Source organism: Spirosoma migulaei (assembly GCF_054776855.1).
In genome coordinates, this window is the sequence record NZ_BAAHBG010000006.1 from 195,565 (window position 1) to 212,780 (window position 17,216).

9 protein-coding genes are annotated in these 17,216 nt (G+C 49.1%); 6 read left to right on the forward strand and 3 right to left on the reverse strand.

The genetic code is table 11. The features are described 5' to 3' along the window. Positions 1 to 8 precede the first annotated feature (8 nt). Both ACYVGO_RS08925 and ACYVGO_RS08930 read left to right on the forward strand, forming a co-directional pair. Positions 9 to 3,557, forward strand: coding sequence for an SNF2-related protein (locus ACYVGO_RS08925; RefSeq protein WP_460968961.1), 3,549 nt, complete (start codon positions 9 to 11; stop codon positions 3,555 to 3,557). Between the two features lie 77 nt (positions 3,558 to 3,634). Next, positions 3,635 to 4,771, forward strand: a complete 1,137-nt coding sequence (locus ACYVGO_RS08930; RefSeq protein WP_460968962.1) for an ATP-binding protein — start codon at positions 3,635 to 3,637, stop codon at positions 4,769 to 4,771. Positions 4,772 to 4,953: 182 nt separating this feature from the next. On the opposite strand, the gene ACYVGO_RS08935 is transcribed toward ACYVGO_RS08930, so the two are convergent. From ACYVGO_RS08935 to ACYVGO_RS08945, 3 genes are all read right to left on the reverse strand, one after another. Continuing rightward, on the reverse strand, positions 4,954 to 6,330 hold the full coding sequence (locus tag ACYVGO_RS08935; protein WP_460968963.1) for a Gfo/Idh/MocA family protein: 1,377 nt from the start codon (positions 6,328 to 6,330) through the stop codon (positions 4,954 to 4,956). 40 nt (positions 6,331 to 6,370) lie between these two features. Further along, on the reverse strand, positions 6,371 to 7,543 hold the full coding sequence (locus ACYVGO_RS08940; RefSeq protein ID WP_460968964.1) for an alpha/beta hydrolase family protein: 1,173 nt from the start codon (positions 7,541 to 7,543) through the stop codon (positions 6,371 to 6,373). A gap of 156 nt (positions 7,544 to 7,699) precedes the next feature. Beyond that, entirely contained in the window at positions 7,700 to 8,719 is a 1,020-nt protein-coding gene (locus tag ACYVGO_RS08945) for a LacI family DNA-binding transcriptional regulator (protein ID WP_460968965.1), read from the reverse strand. Between the two features lie 383 nt (positions 8,720 to 9,102). On the opposite strand from ACYVGO_RS08945, the gene ACYVGO_RS08950 reads away from it, so the two are divergent. The 4 genes from ACYVGO_RS08950 (at position 9,103) to ACYVGO_RS08965 (ending at position 17,194) form a co-directional block, all read left to right on the forward strand. Next, on the forward strand, positions 9,103 to 12,147 hold the full coding sequence (locus tag ACYVGO_RS08950; RefSeq protein ID WP_460968966.1) for a SusC/RagA family TonB-linked outer membrane protein: 3,045 nt from the start codon (positions 9,103 to 9,105) through the stop codon (positions 12,145 to 12,147). Between the two features lie 124 nt (positions 12,148 to 12,271). Continuing rightward, entirely contained in the window at positions 12,272 to 13,747 is a 1,476-nt protein-coding gene (locus ACYVGO_RS08955) for a RagB/SusD family nutrient uptake outer membrane protein (RefSeq protein WP_460968967.1), read from the forward strand. 377 nt (positions 13,748 to 14,124) lie between these two features. Next, positions 14,125 to 15,246: a hypothetical protein gene (locus ACYVGO_RS08960; RefSeq protein WP_460968968.1), complete on the forward strand. Its 1,122-nt coding sequence runs from the start codon at positions 14,125 to 14,127 to the stop codon at positions 15,244 to 15,246. A gap of 142 nt (positions 15,247 to 15,388) precedes the next feature. Continuing rightward, positions 15,389 to 17,194 carry an FAD-dependent oxidoreductase gene (locus ACYVGO_RS08965; RefSeq protein ID WP_460968969.1) on the forward strand — a complete coding sequence of 602 codons (1,806 nt, stop codon included), beginning with the start codon at positions 15,389 to 15,391 and terminating at the stop codon, positions 17,192 to 17,194. The last annotated feature ends 22 nt before the right edge of the window (positions 17,195 to 17,216 follow it).

Genomic DNA, 17,216 nt, shown 5'->3' on the forward strand with positions numbered 1-17,216 from the left:
TGTGACATATGGCAGAACGCATCACCTACGGCAAAACATGGTGGGGCCAGCAGTGGCTAAACGCCCTGACAAGCATCGACATGGCGAACCGCATTCCACGCGGAAAAACCTATGCCAATCAGGGTGCCGTAATGGGATTACTGATTTCCAATAATCAGATTAGTGCCTCTATTAAAGGATCGGCTCCACGGCCGTATAAAACCAAGCTATCGGTACCCCTTTTTACGGATCAGGAAAAAGACTGGCTTCTGACCGAAATTCGAGAAAATCCGGCCATACTGGCGCAACTGTTGAACCGCCAGCTCCCGCAGGAATTGACCGAATTTGCCAATCGGCGGGGTATCAAGCTATTTCCGAAGTCGTTTCAGGATTTGACGATGGGTTGCTCCTGCCCTGACTTCGCCGTGCCGTGCAAGCACCTGGCGGCCGTTATTTATATCATTGCCAACGAAATTGACAGAAATCCTTTCCTGGTTTTCCAGCTAAAAGGGCTGGATATTCTGGACGAACTTCAGAAAGATCAGGCCAGCACCATTGGCGGTAGCATGGGAGCCGTTTTTTCGTTTAAAGAAATCTGTACCGACGAGTTCCCGGATGATGAAGATTGGGTACCTGACGAAAAAGCGCGGGCCAGCCTGGATTTTGCTGCCATTCCGTCCTTATCGGACCAACTACTGGGCCTGCTTTCGCCCGATGTAACGTTTACCAAAGGTGACTTTCATAAATCGCTGGCCAAAGCGTACAAGTTATTCAGTAAGCCTATATCCGATATAAAACCGTTCTCGCAGGAAGAGCGGCCCAACTTCAGCGACAGCATCGAACTACAACTCGATGAAGTTATGTCGGTGAAGAAAATCAGTATGTTTAGTGAGCATGGCGAACAACGATCGCTCAGCGGCTTCACCTTAAGCGACCTGATTAGCTGGCTCGATACGCTCACCGAAGCCGACTGGCCCGAAATGAGCGATTCGGTTCGATCGTTGTATCTGACTCATCAGTTCTCGGCGGCTCTGCTTCGCCGAGGAGCAATCGTACCTCAATTACTGCGGGTCGGGCCAGCCGAAGAACACTACCGGGTACGGTGGATTCCGGCGACACTGAACGAAGCCGTTAAGCAGGTAACCGACCGACTGAACACGCAAATTCCGCCAACGCTGCTGACGGTTCGCTGGCAGAAAGAATGGCTGGCACTACCTGGTGAGCAACTGATTCTGACACTCTGTTCGCTGTTTTTACGCAAGGTTATCAAACCAACAACCATTGAGCTTTGGGAACGATGGCCTCTCGAAGACGCTGATCGATTGTTTTTTGGTATCGAAACCTTACGATTTGAGGGGTTTGGTCGGAAAGAGATGCCATTGGCGATGCAGTTATGGCTAAACGATTTTTTCCTGACCCACAAGCGATTCGTACCAATTCTGGCCGTTGAGGAAAATGAATATGGCGATGAGTTTCGGATGAGTCTGCTTATTCGTGACCGTGACGCCACTGATACGGGAGGAACGCCCGCAGCCCCCATACCTTTACCAGACTTATTAGCCAAAAAGAAACACGCACCCATTCGGATGGCGGTTTTGCAGGATTTGCTGGTGCTATCCCGGCACTTTCCTGATTTAGCCAAATTGACCCGGTTGGGTGGGGGCGCTTACCTCGCCTACTCCCCTTCTGAATTTGTCCAGGTTTTGCTCGATACCCTGCCGCGCATGCAGTTGCTGGGCATTGCGCTCTGGTTACCGAAGTCGCTTCAACACTGGGTTCGCCCGCAGGTAGGCGCACGATTGAAAGCGAAAGTCACAGCCGATGACGCCTTCATGCGCCTGGACGATATGCTGACCTTCGATTGGCAGGTTGCTCTTGGCGACGAGATGGTGAGCGTGAGTGAATTTCAGAAATTAGTCGGTCGCACAACTGGGCTGGTTAAAATCAAAGACCAGTACGTTCTAATTGATCCGAACGAACTCACCAAGCTCTATAAACAACTCGAAAACCCGCCCGAACTTACAGGTTCAGACTTGCTCAAAGCGGCTTTATCGGAAGAATACAGAGGTGGGCGCCTGGGCATTTCGCCTGAGGTTCGGAAACTGGTCAAGCAGTTTACCGAAAGTACCGCTCAGCCCCTGCCCGATGCGTTACATGCTACCCTACGTCCCTATCAGCATCGGGGTTATGATTGGCTAGTCAAGAATACAGCCCTCGGCATGGGGAGCTTACTGGCCGATGACATGGGATTAGGTAAAACCCTGCAAATCATCGCTCTACTTCTAAAGTTTAAACAGGAAGGTCGATTTAAGAAACAAAAAGGGCTGGTTGTTTTACCAACTACATTGCTGACGAACTGGCAAAAAGAAATTGCCCGGTTTGCCCCCGACTTACAGGCTCAGGTTTATCATGGTTCGAGTCGTAAACTCCCAACCGCCGACGATACGTATGATTTACTTCTGACGACTTACGGCGTGATTCGGAGCGATCTGGATAAGCTCAAGAAAACGACCTGGGCAGTTGTAGTCATTGACGAAGCTCAGAATATTAAAAATTCCGATACCGAGCAGACCAAAGCGGTTAAAGCATTAAAAGCACCGATTCGGATTGCGCTCAGCGGCACGCCCGTCGAGAACCGATTATCGGAGTTCTGGAGTATTATGGACTTCGTGAACAAGGGCTATCTGGGCGGTTTGAGCAAATTCAACGAGGAGTTTGGCAAGCCCATTCAGCAGGAGCGCGACCACCAGAAACTCGATCAATTCCGGCGAATCACGAGTCCGTTTTTACTCCGGCGCGTTAAAACTGACCGAAGCATCATCAGCGACCTCCCCGATAAAATCGAGAACAACCAATTTTGCGCCCTCACTACTGAACAAGCTGCTCTTTATCAAAGTGTTGTTCAGGAAAGCTTACGAGCCATTGAGGAAAAAGACGGCATCGCTCGTCGGGGTCTGGTTCTGAAACTAATGACGGCACTCAAGCAGATCGGCAACCACCCACAACAATATCTGAAGAAAAGCAACAGCAAAGATGGCGGCCCTTCGCCTGCTCTTTCTGGTAAGGCCACCTTGCTACTAAGCCTGCTCGAAACGATTTATGCCAACCACGAGAAAGTACTGATTTTCACGCAATACCGTGAAATGGGTGAATTGCTATCGCAGTTTATCCAACAGACATTCGGTCAGCAACCGCTGTTTTTGCACGGTGGCACTTCCCGTCCTGACCGCGACCAGATGGTTGAACAGTTTCAGAAGAACCGCAGCGACCACACGTTTATTCTGTCGCTTAAAGCCGGTGGTACTGGCCTAAACCTAACCCAGGCCAACCACGTCATTCACTATGATTTATGGTGGAATCCGGCTGTCGAATCGCAAGCCACCGACCGGGCCTTCCGCATCGGTCAAACGAAGAACGTATGGGTGTATCGACTCATGAACCAGGGCACACTCGAAGAAAAAATCGACGCCATGATCCGCTCCAAACGCGAACTAGCCGACCTCAGCGTCAAAACTGGCGAAACCTGGCTGGGAGATTTAAGTGATACGGAGTTGAAAGAGCTGGTGAGTTTGGGGTAATTTTCAGCAAAAAGTATTAATTGGATGAGTTTATTCAGTGAATTAACGTTAATTCACTGAATAAACTCATCCAATTAATGAAATCGCGGATTCCACGTAGTATTCAACCGACTATCGCGTCGCAGCTTCGATCAAATAAAGTTATTTTATTGGTTGGCGCAAGACGGGTTGGTAAGACCGTGCTGATGAATCAACTGGCGGATTCATTTGATGGCACGAAACTGCTTCTTAATGGTGATGACCTCAGCACCGCTGACTTGCTAAATGATCGCCGTGTTGCCAGCTACAAACGTTGGCTGGGCGACACACAACTACTGCTTGTTGACGAAGCCCAGGTAATTCCAGAGGTTGGCCGTTCGCTGAAACTGCTGATCGATTCGTTCCCGGATCTGACCATATTCGCCACAGGATCGTCGGCTTTTGACCTGGCAAATCGGGCGGGGGAACCGTTGGTAGGCCGTCAGCTTACCCATACGCTCTATCCATTAGCTCAACTCGAACTATCAGCAACGGAAACCTATTTTCAAACGCGTGACCAGTTGACTGACCGGCTCATTTTCGGTAGTTATCCAGATGTGGTACAGATGGAAAATACCAATGACCGCATTGACTACCTAAAAGGCATGGTATCGTCGTATTTGCTAAAAGACATCCTCTTATTCGAACAGGTAAGAAACGCCCACAAAATGCTTCAGTTACTCCAACTAGTTGCCTATCAGGCAGGTAGTGAGGTATCGACGGATGAACTGAGCAGACAACTACAGATTGATCGAAATACGGTGGTCAGGTATCTTGATCTGTTTACAAAGGTATTCATACTCTTCCGATTAGGCGGCTATAGCAACAACCTACGCAAGGAAGTCACGAAATCATCGAAATGGTATTTCTTTGACAACGGGATTCGTAATGCACTGATTAACAACTTTAGTCTGCCTGATCAACGCAACGATATGGGTGCTTTATGGGAAAACTACCTGGTTTCGGAACGTATCAAGCGCAACGCTTATATGCGAAGTCAGGCAATACCTTACTTCTGGCGAACGTATGATCAACAGGAGCTTGACTGGCTAGAAGAAACCAATGGCCAGTTGAGCGCTTTTGAAATGAAGTGGAATACAAACCGCGTTCGTTTTCCCAAAGCCTTCCAAACAGCTTATCCAGAGGCTTCTTTATCCGTTGTGAATCCTGATAATTATTTGGAGTTTATTACGTAGGCGTCAGAATCAAAACCGGCGAAACTTAGGTCGGTAAGATGAGTAGCCAGAAGTTAATGGATTTAGTGAGTTTGGAGTAGTTTCCTAGAAAAGCATTAATTAGATGAGTCTATTCAGTTAATTAACGTTAATTCACTGAATAGACTCATCCAATTAATGCTTTTCATCCTTAAACCGGGGTTCTACACCTTTTTCGGATCTGGGTGTGTATACGGGCTGCGGTAGTCTCTGGCGAGCATTTTGGTAGCTTCTTTGTCGCCAACTACCTCCCGCTTCACAGGATCATATACCATTGGGCGACCTGTTTCCATCGACATATTGGCCAGAATGCAACTAGCCGTTGAAATATGCCCTTGCTCAATATCAGCAACGGGACGGCTGCTTTTTTCAATGGCGTCCAGGAAGTTAAGCATGTGCAGGCGGGTAGCTGGGGCTGCGTTCAGCTCAATTTTTGGATTGGTGTCTTCCGTAACGTCTTCTGGATATTTCTCTTTTTCATAGACGACATCCATATGTATTTTCTCGCCTTTTCCATCCGGAATGAAGTCGCACTGCATCGTACTACCCCATAAGGTTCCTTTTTCGCCGTAGAGCGTAAACGACCAGGGATAATCGGGATTGTTGGCTGTTCCCCATGTTTTGTGATGCCATACGCAGTTCAGTTCATCATATTCAAACAGCGCTGATTGCGTGTCGGAAATATTCGATTTGCCCTCTTTCTGAACGTAAATGCCACCGTGTGAGCTAATACGCTTCGGCCAGCCGAGGTTCAGCATCCAGCGAACGGTATCGAACATGTGTACGCACATATCGCCCGTAATGCCATTGCCGTACTCCTTGAATGTCCGCCACCAGCGCACGTGGGGTAAGCCATCGTAAGGACGAAGCGGAGCGGGACCCGTCCACATGTTGTAATCCAGAAAATCAGGGACGGCTTGCACAGGCGGATTCCCATTGGCCCGCATATGCAGATCGCAGGACATCTCTACGTGCGATATTTTACCAAGCAGACCCGCATCAACGATCTCTTTCTTAGCTCTGATCAGGTGAGGGGTGCTTTTGCGTTGCGTACCCACTTGCACAACCTTATTGTATTTCCGGGCAGCGGCTACCATCGCTTCGCCTTCCATGACGTCGACGCTGATCGGTTTTTGCACATACACGTGAGCGCCCGCTTTCACACAGTCGATCATTTGCAGCGCATGCCAATGGTCGGGGGTACCGATGAGGACGATGTCCAGCTGATTTTCGGCCAGCATTTTTTTGTAATCGCCGTAGAGTTTGGGAGTCTGACCAGATTTCTGCCGCTGGCTTACCAGTTTGGCTGCGCCTGCCAGCATATTCTTATCAACATCGCAGAGTGCGACAACGTCTACAGGAGCCACCTGAATCAGGCGGAGTAAATCACTTTTGCCATACCAGCCCGTACCAATCAGGGCAACACGATACGCCTTGGGTGGATGCATCAGGTCCAAACCCCTGGCCCCAAAGGCGGTAAGCGCGAGTGAAGCCGTGGTGCCTTGTATAAACCGACGACGGTTAATATTGAATAGTTCCATGTGAATTGATAGTTCAGGCAGTAGCCAGGGTTTAAGTGAATTATTGTTTTAATAGCGCCATTACCGCATCGTCGCCCACAACGGCACGGGCCGGGCGTGGGTGTTCGGCAGTAAAAACTTGTAAATCGGTAGCAGGTAATACGCTATTCGGCGTTTCGTCGATTTGACCATCTTTCAGAACACGGTTCAAATCCAGCTTCAGGTATTTCGCCAAAAATCGATAAGCGGCTGCCCGTTTGTTAGGCCCGTAATCGTGGCCTTCCGTTGGCAAATGCACATTTTCAACGCGGTCTTTCGCGCCGTAATAACTATAAATGTTCTGGATATACGGATACTCCACATTCGGTGTATTCTTGGTCCAGTCTTTCCCGTCCGACACCAGTAGCATCGGCCGGGGGGCAGCAAGCGCGGCAATTTCGACGTTGCTGGTCTGATGTGTTGGACGCTTATGAATCGGCATGCCGCTTTCGCAAACGCAGCCCCCGAAAAAGTGGGCTGATACCATCACAACAGGTACCGAAACTTTTATGCGTGGATCGAGTGCAGTAAGCAGAAAGGTTTGCGTTCCCCCACCCGATTCGCCCGACATAGCAATCCGGTCTTTATCAACATCGGGAAGGCTGGTCAGGAAATCCAAGGCCCGCATCCCGTTCAACGTTTGTAGTTTCAAGGCTTCCGGAAGTTTGTGCTCCGACTGCTTCGAGTCGCCGTACCCGATCATGTCATACGAAAACACGACAGCGCCCATGCGCGCTAGTGTCGCACACCGCTGTTGGGTGTATTCCATCAAGCGATTGTCCTGATTAGCGCCATGACCGTGTGAGCAAAGGATGCCAGGCACTTTTCCCGTTGCATTCAACGGTCGATATAGATTACCAGTTATGAAGAACCCCGGCAAGCTCTCAAAAGCGACATTTTCAACCGTATAACCGTTTAGTTTTCTGAGACTATGCCGGATGGGTTGAAGCGGAGCAAACTTGGGTTTCTCGGGCAGATTCATGCCCTCACGAATACCTTTCCGAATCAGCGCTGCCCGAGTTTCCCAACTGGCTTTGTCATGATAGGTGCTGGCAAATGTCTTCAACGCTTTTGACCCCTCCTCTTCGGTGAAATAAGCGCCCTGGCATAAATCTGGGCGAGCCGGGTTAGGCTGCGCAATGACTCCTGTTAAGCTAATGACGTAACACAAAAGGAAGGAAATTCGGGCTGTCATAGATTTTAGTTCGTTTCACTAAACACGAAAACTAAAAGCGTCCTTTCATAAACTCTTACTCCCTGTGTGTCTGGTAATAGACCGCCGATTTTTAAGATTGATAAGATCAGTTATGATTTTTCACCTTAAATCATATTGATCATAAAAATCCGCGGGCTATTTCACCGTTGATCCGCGAATGATCAGATTAGTGGGCAACACGACTCGTTCGGGCTGAAACTCGTCTTCTTTAGTCAGCAACTGCCGGACTAAAACCTGAGCTGCCTGTTGGCCGAGTTCAGTAACGGGTTGAGAAATGGTTGTCAGGCCCGGTTCAATCAGGGCCGAAATGGGGTCGTCGCTAAATCCGACGAGCGCCAGATCATCGGGCACAAGAATGCCCCGGCGTTTGGCCACGCTTAAGGCTTCGAGTGCAGTGGGGTCATTGATGGCAAACAACGCATCGGGTGGATTGGGCAGATTCAGCAGATGATTTACGTAGATATTTGCCTTATCCAGATTCAAATCATAGGAAATGATCAGCTCCGGCTCAACAGGAATTCCGTATTTGGTTAAGGCATCACGGTAGCCGTTAAGCCGATTGCGGCTATTGGTGAGCGTGTCGGGTCCAGCCAGGTGCGCAATACGTCGTCGGCCGGTTTGAATCAGGTGCTCGACGGCCAGAAAAGCACCGTTATAATCATCCACCGTTACATTCGATACGTTCATCTCTTCGCAAACCCGGTTGAAAAACACGACCGGAATACCCTTGCGTTGAAAAATCTTGAAGTGGTCGAAGTTGCGGGTTTCCTTCGTATGCGACACGATCAGGCCATCGACCCGGCTCGCCAACAGAGCTTTTGCGTTCGACACTTCCGTTTCGTAGGATTCATTCGAGTGACAGATAACCACATTGTAGCCCGACCGGGCCAGTTCTTCCTGCGCGCCAATAATCACCTTGGGAAAGAAAAAACTGATAAACTCCGGCACGATAATCCCTACCGTGCCCGTCCGATTGGTTAGTAACGAAATGGCCAATTGGTTTCGCTGGTAATCCACCTGAGCCGCCATATCGAGGATGCGCTGGCGCGTCTTCCCGTTCACATTCGGGTGGCCTGTCAACGCCCGCGAAACGGTCGATTTAGAAATCCCTAAGGCTCGGGCAATATCAATGATTGTGGTCTGATGTGTTGCCATAAACGTAAAGTTACTGGCGCGAGTATTCACTCGCGCCAGCATGGACATTTGCTAAAATATAACAAATCTAATTTTATCTCTCTTCGTCTACTCTCCTATAAGCCTAAGCCGACTTTATTCTACTGAAAATATTGGGAACATTCCCAATATTCTGGGAATGTTCCCAATAAAAAAAGTCAATAAATTCTTTGCAGAATCACTATCTGGGATTAACATCGAATAAGTATTCAAAAAAGTCATCTATTCATGCTATTAACAGAGCAAGCAGTAAGAGATTATCTTTTTTGACACAAACAGAGCTTATCTAGTACCACCTTAGAACATTTTGTACTTTTTCAATTTTAACCATTCCTAAATCGAACGGGCAGTATGCTGCTTTACTTATGAAATCTATTCTACTACTACGAAGCGTGATCGGGCTGGTTTGTCTACTGCTAATCACGCTGGTGAGTCAGGCACAATCGACTCGCACCCTGACGGGCCGCATCACCGATGCCACAACCAACGGAGGGCTTCCCGGTGTTAACGTCCTTGTCAAAGGCACGCAACAAGGCACAACCACCAATGCAGATGGCCAATACACGCTCAATGTGCCAGCCAGTGCGTCTACCTTAACTTTTTCTTTTATTGGCTATGTATCTCAGGATGTGGATATCGCCAATCGAAGTACCATCGATGTTACACTAAAAGCCGACGACCGTTCGCTGAACGAAGTGGTTGTAGTAGGTTACGGAACCCAGCGCAAAATTGAAACCACCGGTTCTATCGCTTCAGTAAAAGCTGCTGACCTGGTGCAAACGCCAGTTTCCAACGTTGCGCAGGGCTTACAATCGCGGGTGGCCGGGGTTCAGGTGAGCCAAAATACGGGCGCTCCTGGTGGTAACATTAGCGTCCGGATTCGCGGAACAAACTCGATCAACGGAAGCTCCGAGCCGCTGTATGTTGTGGACGGTATTCAGATTTCGAACAGTGGTGGTATCAATGACGTCAGTCCACTATCAACCATTAACCCGAACGATATTGAGTCGGTAGAAATCCTGAAAGATGCCTCGGCATCCGCTATTTACGGATCGCGGGCGGCCAATGGCGTTGTCCTGATCACGACCAAACGGGGTAAAACGGGTGCTACCCGCGTGACGTTCGATAGCTATTACGGCGTTCAGAAAGTAAACAAAACCTTGCCAGTTTTGAATGCGGCTCAATTTGCGCAGTTAGAAAATGAGGTGTTCAAAAACAATTTCTACCCCGACCCTGCATCCTTAGGCGAAGGCACGAACTGGCAAAGTCTCATTTTCCGTCAGGCGGCTATCCAAAACCACCAGTTGTCGATCAATGGTGGCAACGAAAAAACCCAGGTAGCTCTTTCGGCGAACTACTTCAACCAGGACGGCATTATCATCAATTCTGCCTTCAAACGGTATTCATACCGGCTGAATGTTGACCACCGGGTAAGCAAACTCCTGAAAGTAGGAACCAGTCTCTTAGGCAGTTACGCGATTAATTCGGGGGTTACAACGGGTTCGGAAACGATTGGTGATGCGGGCGTTGTCACGGCTTCTATCCTCGGCGCGGCCATTGGTGCACCGCCAACGCTGGTTCCTTACCGGGCCGACGGTACCCTCTTCCCATTTGGCGAACAAGCCGGTGGCCAATATCGGGAAGTTACGAACCCGCTGAACTTCGCCAGCGTCCTGAACCGGAACGCCATCAAACGGACGCTTGTCAACTTGTACGCGGACTTCAGCATTCTGAAAGGGTTGACGTACCGGGCATCGTTCAACGTAGATCTGCAAAGTAGCCTGCGCGACGGATACTCACCGCGTTCTATTGTCAACAAAGCGGATTTGAATGACAACTCGGGTTCGGGTTTTAAGGTGAATACCAACGGACTGGCTTTACTACATGAAAGCATCCTGACGTACAGCACGCTATTCGCCCAGAAGCATTCGTTTAAAGCAACGGCAGTTGTGGCCTCCCAATCGGAGGACAACAATTCAAATCAGATCAACGCCACCGGCTTCCCGAACGATGCCACCCAAAACGAAGCCCTGCAACTGGCGTTAACTCGTACCGTTACCAGCAGCCGCAGCCGTACTCGTTTGGATTCGTACCTGGCCCGTATCAATTACGGCTATAAAGACAAGTATTTTCTGGACTTGACAGCCCGGGTCGATGGGTCGAGTAAATTCGGAGCCAATCACAAGTATGGTTTATTCCCGGCCGTTTCTGCCGCCTGGCGGATTATTGAAGAGCCATTTGCCAAGAACATTTCCTGGCTTTCGGATTTGAAACTGCGTGCCAGTTATGGTATTACCGGAAATGCCGGTGGCCTCAACCCGTATCAATCATTGGCAACGGTTTCGGCACCTAACCCTGGCAGTGATTACAACATCAATCACACGTACATGATTGGTATTAACCCGTCAGGCATCGCTAACCCCGATTTACGGTGGGAAAAATCGGCTCAGGCCGACATTGGTCTTGACATTAGCTTACTCAACAACCGCATCAGCGTTATTGTCGATGCGTACCAGAAAACCACCAAAGACTTATTGTACGTAAAAGGTCTGCCCTTAAGCTCTGGCTATGGCACCATTACCGGCAACTTTGCCTCGCTGGAAAACAAGGGTCTGGAGTTCGCCGTAAACGCCCGGATTCTGAATGGTCCTCTGAAATGGAATGTATCTGGTAACATGACCATGAACCGGAATAAGGTGCTGGATCTGGATGGTGGCACTACGCAGGAACGGTTCATTACCGCTTATTCAATCTTGAAAGTTGGTCAGCCACTCGGTGTTTTCAAAACCTACGTATTCGATGGGATCAACCAGACCGGCGATGCTATTCTTCCCGGTTACGACGGCCGTTTGGGTGGGCTGAAAGTGAAGGACATTAACGGTGACGGTACCATTTCGGCTGCCGATCAGGTGATCACCGGCAATCCGAACCCAAAGTTCATCTACGGTTTTTCCACGAATTTGTCGTTCAAAGGATTTGACCTGAGCATGTTCCTGTCGGGTTCGCAGGGGAACGACATTTACAATGCCGCCCGCCTATCGTTCGAAATGCCATTGGGACAACGGAACCAGTTGGCAGGGCTTGCCAATCGCTGGTCGCCTACCAATCCGAGCAATCAATACGTGAGCGGTTTTCAAGCCGGTCGCCTACCCGTGACGAGTCAGGTGGTTGAAGATGGGTCGTACCTGCGCTGCAAGAACCTGACGTTGGGCTATACGCTGCCACGCATCAAAGGGGTTCAGCAAATTCGGGTGTATGTGAGCACCAACAACCTGTTCACGATCACGAAATACAGCGGTTTCGATCCGGAAGTGAATACCTATGCAGGATCAAATACCGCCATTGGTATCGACAATCTGGTATATCCACAAGCCAAATCATTCCTGGGCGGTCTTCAGGTCACGTTTTAAAATCATCTGAACCGGGATTTAGCTGATTTTGGGATTTACTGGATTTTGTTTTCAGCAAATCCGATTAACAAAATCAGCTAAATCCCAAAATCAGCTAAATCCCGGTTCAGAATCCTTCAAACACATGAAAAAGATACTTATTCCTATACTCGTTGCCTTCGGCCTGACCTCCTGTGAGCTGGATGAAACCATTTATTCGTCCATTTACACCGAAGCCTTTTACAAAACTGCCGCCGATGCGGAGAAAGGGCTCATTGCGGCTTACGATCCGTTTGCGGATATGTACAGCGGCCCGGCCGGAACCCTGATCGCTGACTTTAGCGATGATCAGACTTACCCGCGTGGCGTGGTGGGCCGTAATACGTTGACGCTCTTTACCTACGACATCAACTACACGACTCAGAAAAGTAACTCCCGACTCAACGAGGCTCCCCAGCAAATCTGGACGTCGGGTTACGATGGTATCGAAAAAGCCAACTGGATTATCGCCAAAGTTCCGGCGGCTGTGATGGATGAAACCCGCAAAAAACAGATCATCGGCGAAGCTTATTACCTACGGGCGTTCTACCTCTGGATGCTCACCAAAAACTTCGGCGATGTAGTGATCAAGACCACGCCCAGCTATTCGCAAGCAGATGCCATTCTTGGCAAAAGCCCCAAAGCCGATGTGTACAAGCAGATTTATGCCGACTTAGACCTGGCCTTCGCAGCGGGTTTACCATCCTATCCGGCGGTTGATAAAGGCCGTCCATCTAAAGAAGTGGTCAATGCGCTGTATGCAAAAGCGGCTTTGTATAACGAAGAGTGGCAGAAAGCGCTTGACAAAGCCCAGGCGGTAATCACATCGGGGAAATACTCCCTGATGCCGGATGTACGCAACGTGTATAAATACGATCAGGAAGATGCCGCTCGTATCGAGAATATGTGGGCGTATGAAGTTGATCCGATTTCACCGGGTCGGTCGCACCAGTTAACGGGCCTGTGCGGGCCTCCTGCCAGCGCCGGACCGGAATATGGCAAAACGACGTTTGGGTCGATGTTCGCGTATCAGTCATTCTACAATTCATTCAACCCTGCGGATAAGCGCCGACTACTGCTCGACACGACCTACGTGGATAAAAATGGCAAAACCATTCCGCAAAGAAGCATTACGCCCATCACAACCGACGGCGTATTGATCAAGAAATACCAGGACCCGGTGTCAACAATTGGTTTGATTCCGAACATTCCCATTTTCCGGCTCGCCGATATGTACCTGATTGCCGCCGAAGCCGAAGCGCGCCTAAATGGCGCAACGCCCCTGGCGTATGGCTACATCAACACCGTTCGAAAGCGGGCGGGTTTGCCTGATTTACAAACGGGTCTAAGTAAAGACGCCTTCGTCGATGCCGTTCTCCAGGAACGGGCCTGGGAGTTTTTTGCCGAAGGCGACCGCTGGTATGACCTCACCCGTACCGGCAAATTCCTGACGGTTATTCCCAAGGCCGTCAACGCCGTTTATCCGGTTCGGAACGTAACGGCGAAGAACAAATATTTCCCAATTCCGCAGGATGAACTGAACGCCAATCCGAAACTGGAGCAGAATCCGGATTGGAAGTAAGAGTACCCCTAAATCCCCTAAAGGGGACTTGGCTCATGCTTAGACAAAGTCCTCTCTAGGGGATTTAGGGGTTTTTAAAACGTATCCTCGGTCTGTGTCCTCACCATAGCCGTCAGGTTAGGAGTTTGACTGGCTATTGTCGTGGTGTCAGTTTCTTAAAACCTATCGGATAGATTGTCAATTTAACGAACGAGGTTTTGAGAAACCTCGCTTGTCAGTTTTAAGAAACTGACATCACGACACAGCCAATAAAATAATTAACCTGACGGCTATGGTGTCCTCACAGAACGCTTTAATGACGGCTAGTCACAGACGTTCTGTGAGGGCACAGACCGAGGATGCGGATGCAAAAGCAAGATTAAAGACCTTATTTAGAAATGATACGCTCAACGACTTTTCTACTAATCCTTCTAACTCTTTCCGGTTTTTCGGAACGACCGGAAGGGCTTGTCAGAAAGTCGGAGAAAATACGTGAGTTTACCATTGTTGAAAACGACACGACGTCTTATACGCTGAAACTGGCGTTTAATGATCAGGATCAGCCGTCGTATTTCTTTCGGAATGTGTTTACCCCCGTTTGCCTAACGGGTGAATGCAAACCTGTCTATATCAATTTCTATTGGGATCTTTTGGGCAACTATACTCGCTACGATTTGCCGCCGGGAGAAGTACTCACCAAAATGGATCACCGGGAGTTCAAACAGGAAGACTACGATAAGTTACGGGACATTCTGGACAATACGAACTCCTTGCTGAAAGATGTAGCGATGGAGGATCTGGTCGGGAAAGGCACCGAAAATCTGGCGGACTCGGTAGATGCCAAAGCGGGCGCTACCTTGAAAACCGTTAAAAATGAAGTGATCGATGGCGCGGTGTATACCTGTTACACGCTTTGGCACATCGCTCATGGAAAGGTGGCCGATGAAATGCAGAAGATAACCGAATCGTACCGGACAGACGACCTGCTGCACCGCTTTCTGACTAGCAGTAACTACCATTACCAATACTGGGCAATGGAGAAAGTGGTCGATAAGGCCGGGAATGTAGTAGAGGCATTTACACCCGATATGCTGCAAGTCATCCGGGGGAAAAACGTTTTTACGGCCCGATCGGCCTTGCAAAAAATTAGTAACCCGTTTTTTGCTAGTAATGCTCGTCAAGTCTGGCTTTGGGAAACCTACCAATCAGCGGGCTACCCAATGCAAATCGCTATTCTGAAAAAGCTGGCTAACATCCCGTTCCAGAATTCGCTGGCCGAAGCAACCGCCAGGGCGATGGTTAACGCCAATCGAGAACAGTTTACGCTGATGCTCAAGTTGCTGGAAACTCAGCCCAAATTGTCCGAGAAAGCCCTGCAAACGATGGCCAGTCAGTTAGATACACCCAATCAGGAATATGCAACGGAGATCAACCGAGTTCTAACCAATTTTCATCCGAAGAACCGCGCCGTTGTGGCAAAGATGAACGCCTTTAAACATAAAGCTACTCAAACCAGATAGAACGCTGATTATCATGATTATTAAGATTTCTCTATGATATTTTCCGTAAAGCAGAATATCCATTTCAGCTCAAGAAATTATAGATCATAACTCATCATAAGCATCATAAAAATCAGCGTTCCATTCCAAATCGAAAAATGAGATGAAATCAATTTGTCAACTTCTGTTCTTCCTGCTGCTTTCTCTGCCTCTGGTGGCGCAGGATCAGGTTTTCGTCGAGACGGAATCGTTTCAGAATAAAGGCGGTTGGGTAATCGACCAGCAATCCTTTGTCGTTATCGGCTCCTCCTACATGATGGCCCACGGTATGGGACGTCCGGTAAAGGACGCGACAACAACAGTAAGCTTCCCCAAAAAGGGCAAATACCAACTCTGGGTACGCACCAAAGACTGGGCCCCTTTTCCGAAAGGTCCAGGGAAATTTCAGGTGGTTGTCGATAACCAGCCCGTAAAAATGGTCTTCGGCGAAAGTGGTTCGGACGAATGGAAATGGTATAACGGTGGAGAAGTTGATATTAAAAGCGATCAGGTCAATCTAGCCCTACATGATTTAACTGGTTTCAACGGTCGCTGCGATGCTATTCTGTTTACGAACGCGCCTAAATTCACTCCCCCCAACAAACTAGAAGAACTCAGCGCCTTTCGGAATAAACTACTCAATCTGACCGGCACTACGGCCAATGCGGGGCAGTTCGATCTGGTTGTTGTTGGAGGAGGTATTGCGGGAACATGTGCCGCGCTTTCAGCCGCTCGCATGGGTTTAAAAGTGGCCCTGATTCAGGATCGCCCGTTGTTAGGCGGGAATAATAGCTCGGAGGTTCGGGTGCATCTACGGGGAGAAACCGACCAGAATCACTATCCTAAACTCGGACGCATTGTTCGGGAAATGGACAATGGCGATCCGGGCAATGGAAATCCGAACGGCAACGAGTACGGCGATGCCCGGAAAATTGCCATCGTGAAAGCCGAACGCAACATTAAGCTGTTCCTGAACACCCACGTGTATAAAGCCGAAAAAGATAAGGATAAAGTAACCGCGGTTGTGGGTAGAGATATTGCCACTAATAAGGAAACTCGCTTCGAAGGAACCTATTTTGCCGACTGTACCGGCGATGGTACGCTCGGTGATCTGATTGGTGCCGACTATCGGTTCGGGCGCGAGAGCAAGGCTGAAACGGGGGAATCACTTGCCGCTGAAAAATCGGATAACTTTACGCTGGGCACGTCCAATCTATGGGCCTCGCTGGAGCGAGATACCACTTCATCATTCCCCGAGGTGCCCTGGGCGCTGCCCTTTTCGGATGAGTATCACATCGATGAAGCTCGCTCCGACTGGCAGTGGGAAACGGGTTTCGGGAATTATAACACCATCACCGATGCCGAGAAAATCCGCGATCATAATCTGCGGGCTATTTACGGCAACTGGTCGTACCTGAAAAAGAACAAGTCAGAAAAATACGCGAAGCGTGAACTCGCCTGGGTGGCTTACATTGGTGGCAAGCGCGAATCTCGTCGGCTCCTCGGCGACCATATTCTTACCCAAATGGATATTCAGGAAGGCAAACAATATCCGGATGGCACCGTAACCGCTACCTGGACTATTGACTTACACTTTCCTGACCCCAAGAACAGCAAATACTTTGAGGGACAGGAGTTTTTTGCCGGAACAAAACACATCAAAGTGACTCCGTATACCATTCCATACCGCTGTTTGTATTCGAAGAATATTTCCAACCTATTTATGGCGGGTCGTAACATCAGTACAACGCATGTGGCTTTTGGCAGCACGCGTGTGATGCGTACCTGCGGTATGATGGGCGAAGTTGTTGGCTTTGCCGCCTACATGGCTAAAAAATACAATACGACTCCACGGGGCGTTTATCAGGAACACTTGCCGGAATTTATGGCAATCATTAAAGATGAACCAACCTCGAGCAGCAAGCCTTAGCTCTTCATTTTTTAACTCCGAA

Excerpts from the sequence above, each read along its gene's own strand:
- ACYVGO_RS08925 (WP_460968961.1), top strand. The coding sequence starts at position 9 with ATGGCAGAACGCATCACCTACGGCAAAACATGGTGGGGCCAGCAGTGG.
- ACYVGO_RS08930 (WP_460968962.1), top strand. The coding sequence starts at position 3,635 with ATGAAATCGCGGATTCCACGTAGTATTCAACCGACTATCGCGTCGCAG.
- ACYVGO_RS08935 (WP_460968963.1), bottom strand. The coding sequence starts at position 6,330 with ATGGAACTATTCAATATTAACCGTCGTCGGTTTATACAAGGCACCACG.
- ACYVGO_RS08940 (WP_460968964.1), bottom strand. The coding sequence starts at position 7,543 with ATGACAGCCCGAATTTCCTTCCTTTTGTGTTACGTCATTAGCTTAACA.
- ACYVGO_RS08945 (WP_460968965.1), bottom strand. The coding sequence starts at position 8,719 with ATGGCAACACATCAGACCACAATCATTGATATTGCCCGAGCCTTAGGG.
- ACYVGO_RS08950 (WP_460968966.1), top strand. The coding sequence starts at position 9,103 with ATGAAATCTATTCTACTACTACGAAGCGTGATCGGGCTGGTTTGTCTA.
- ACYVGO_RS08955 (WP_460968967.1), top strand. The coding sequence starts at position 12,272 with ATGAAAAAGATACTTATTCCTATACTCGTTGCCTTCGGCCTGACCTCC.
- ACYVGO_RS08960 (WP_460968968.1), top strand. The coding sequence starts at position 14,125 with ATGATACGCTCAACGACTTTTCTACTAATCCTTCTAACTCTTTCCGGT.
- ACYVGO_RS08965 (WP_460968969.1), top strand. The coding sequence starts at position 15,389 with ATGAAATCAATTTGTCAACTTCTGTTCTTCCTGCTGCTTTCTCTGCCT.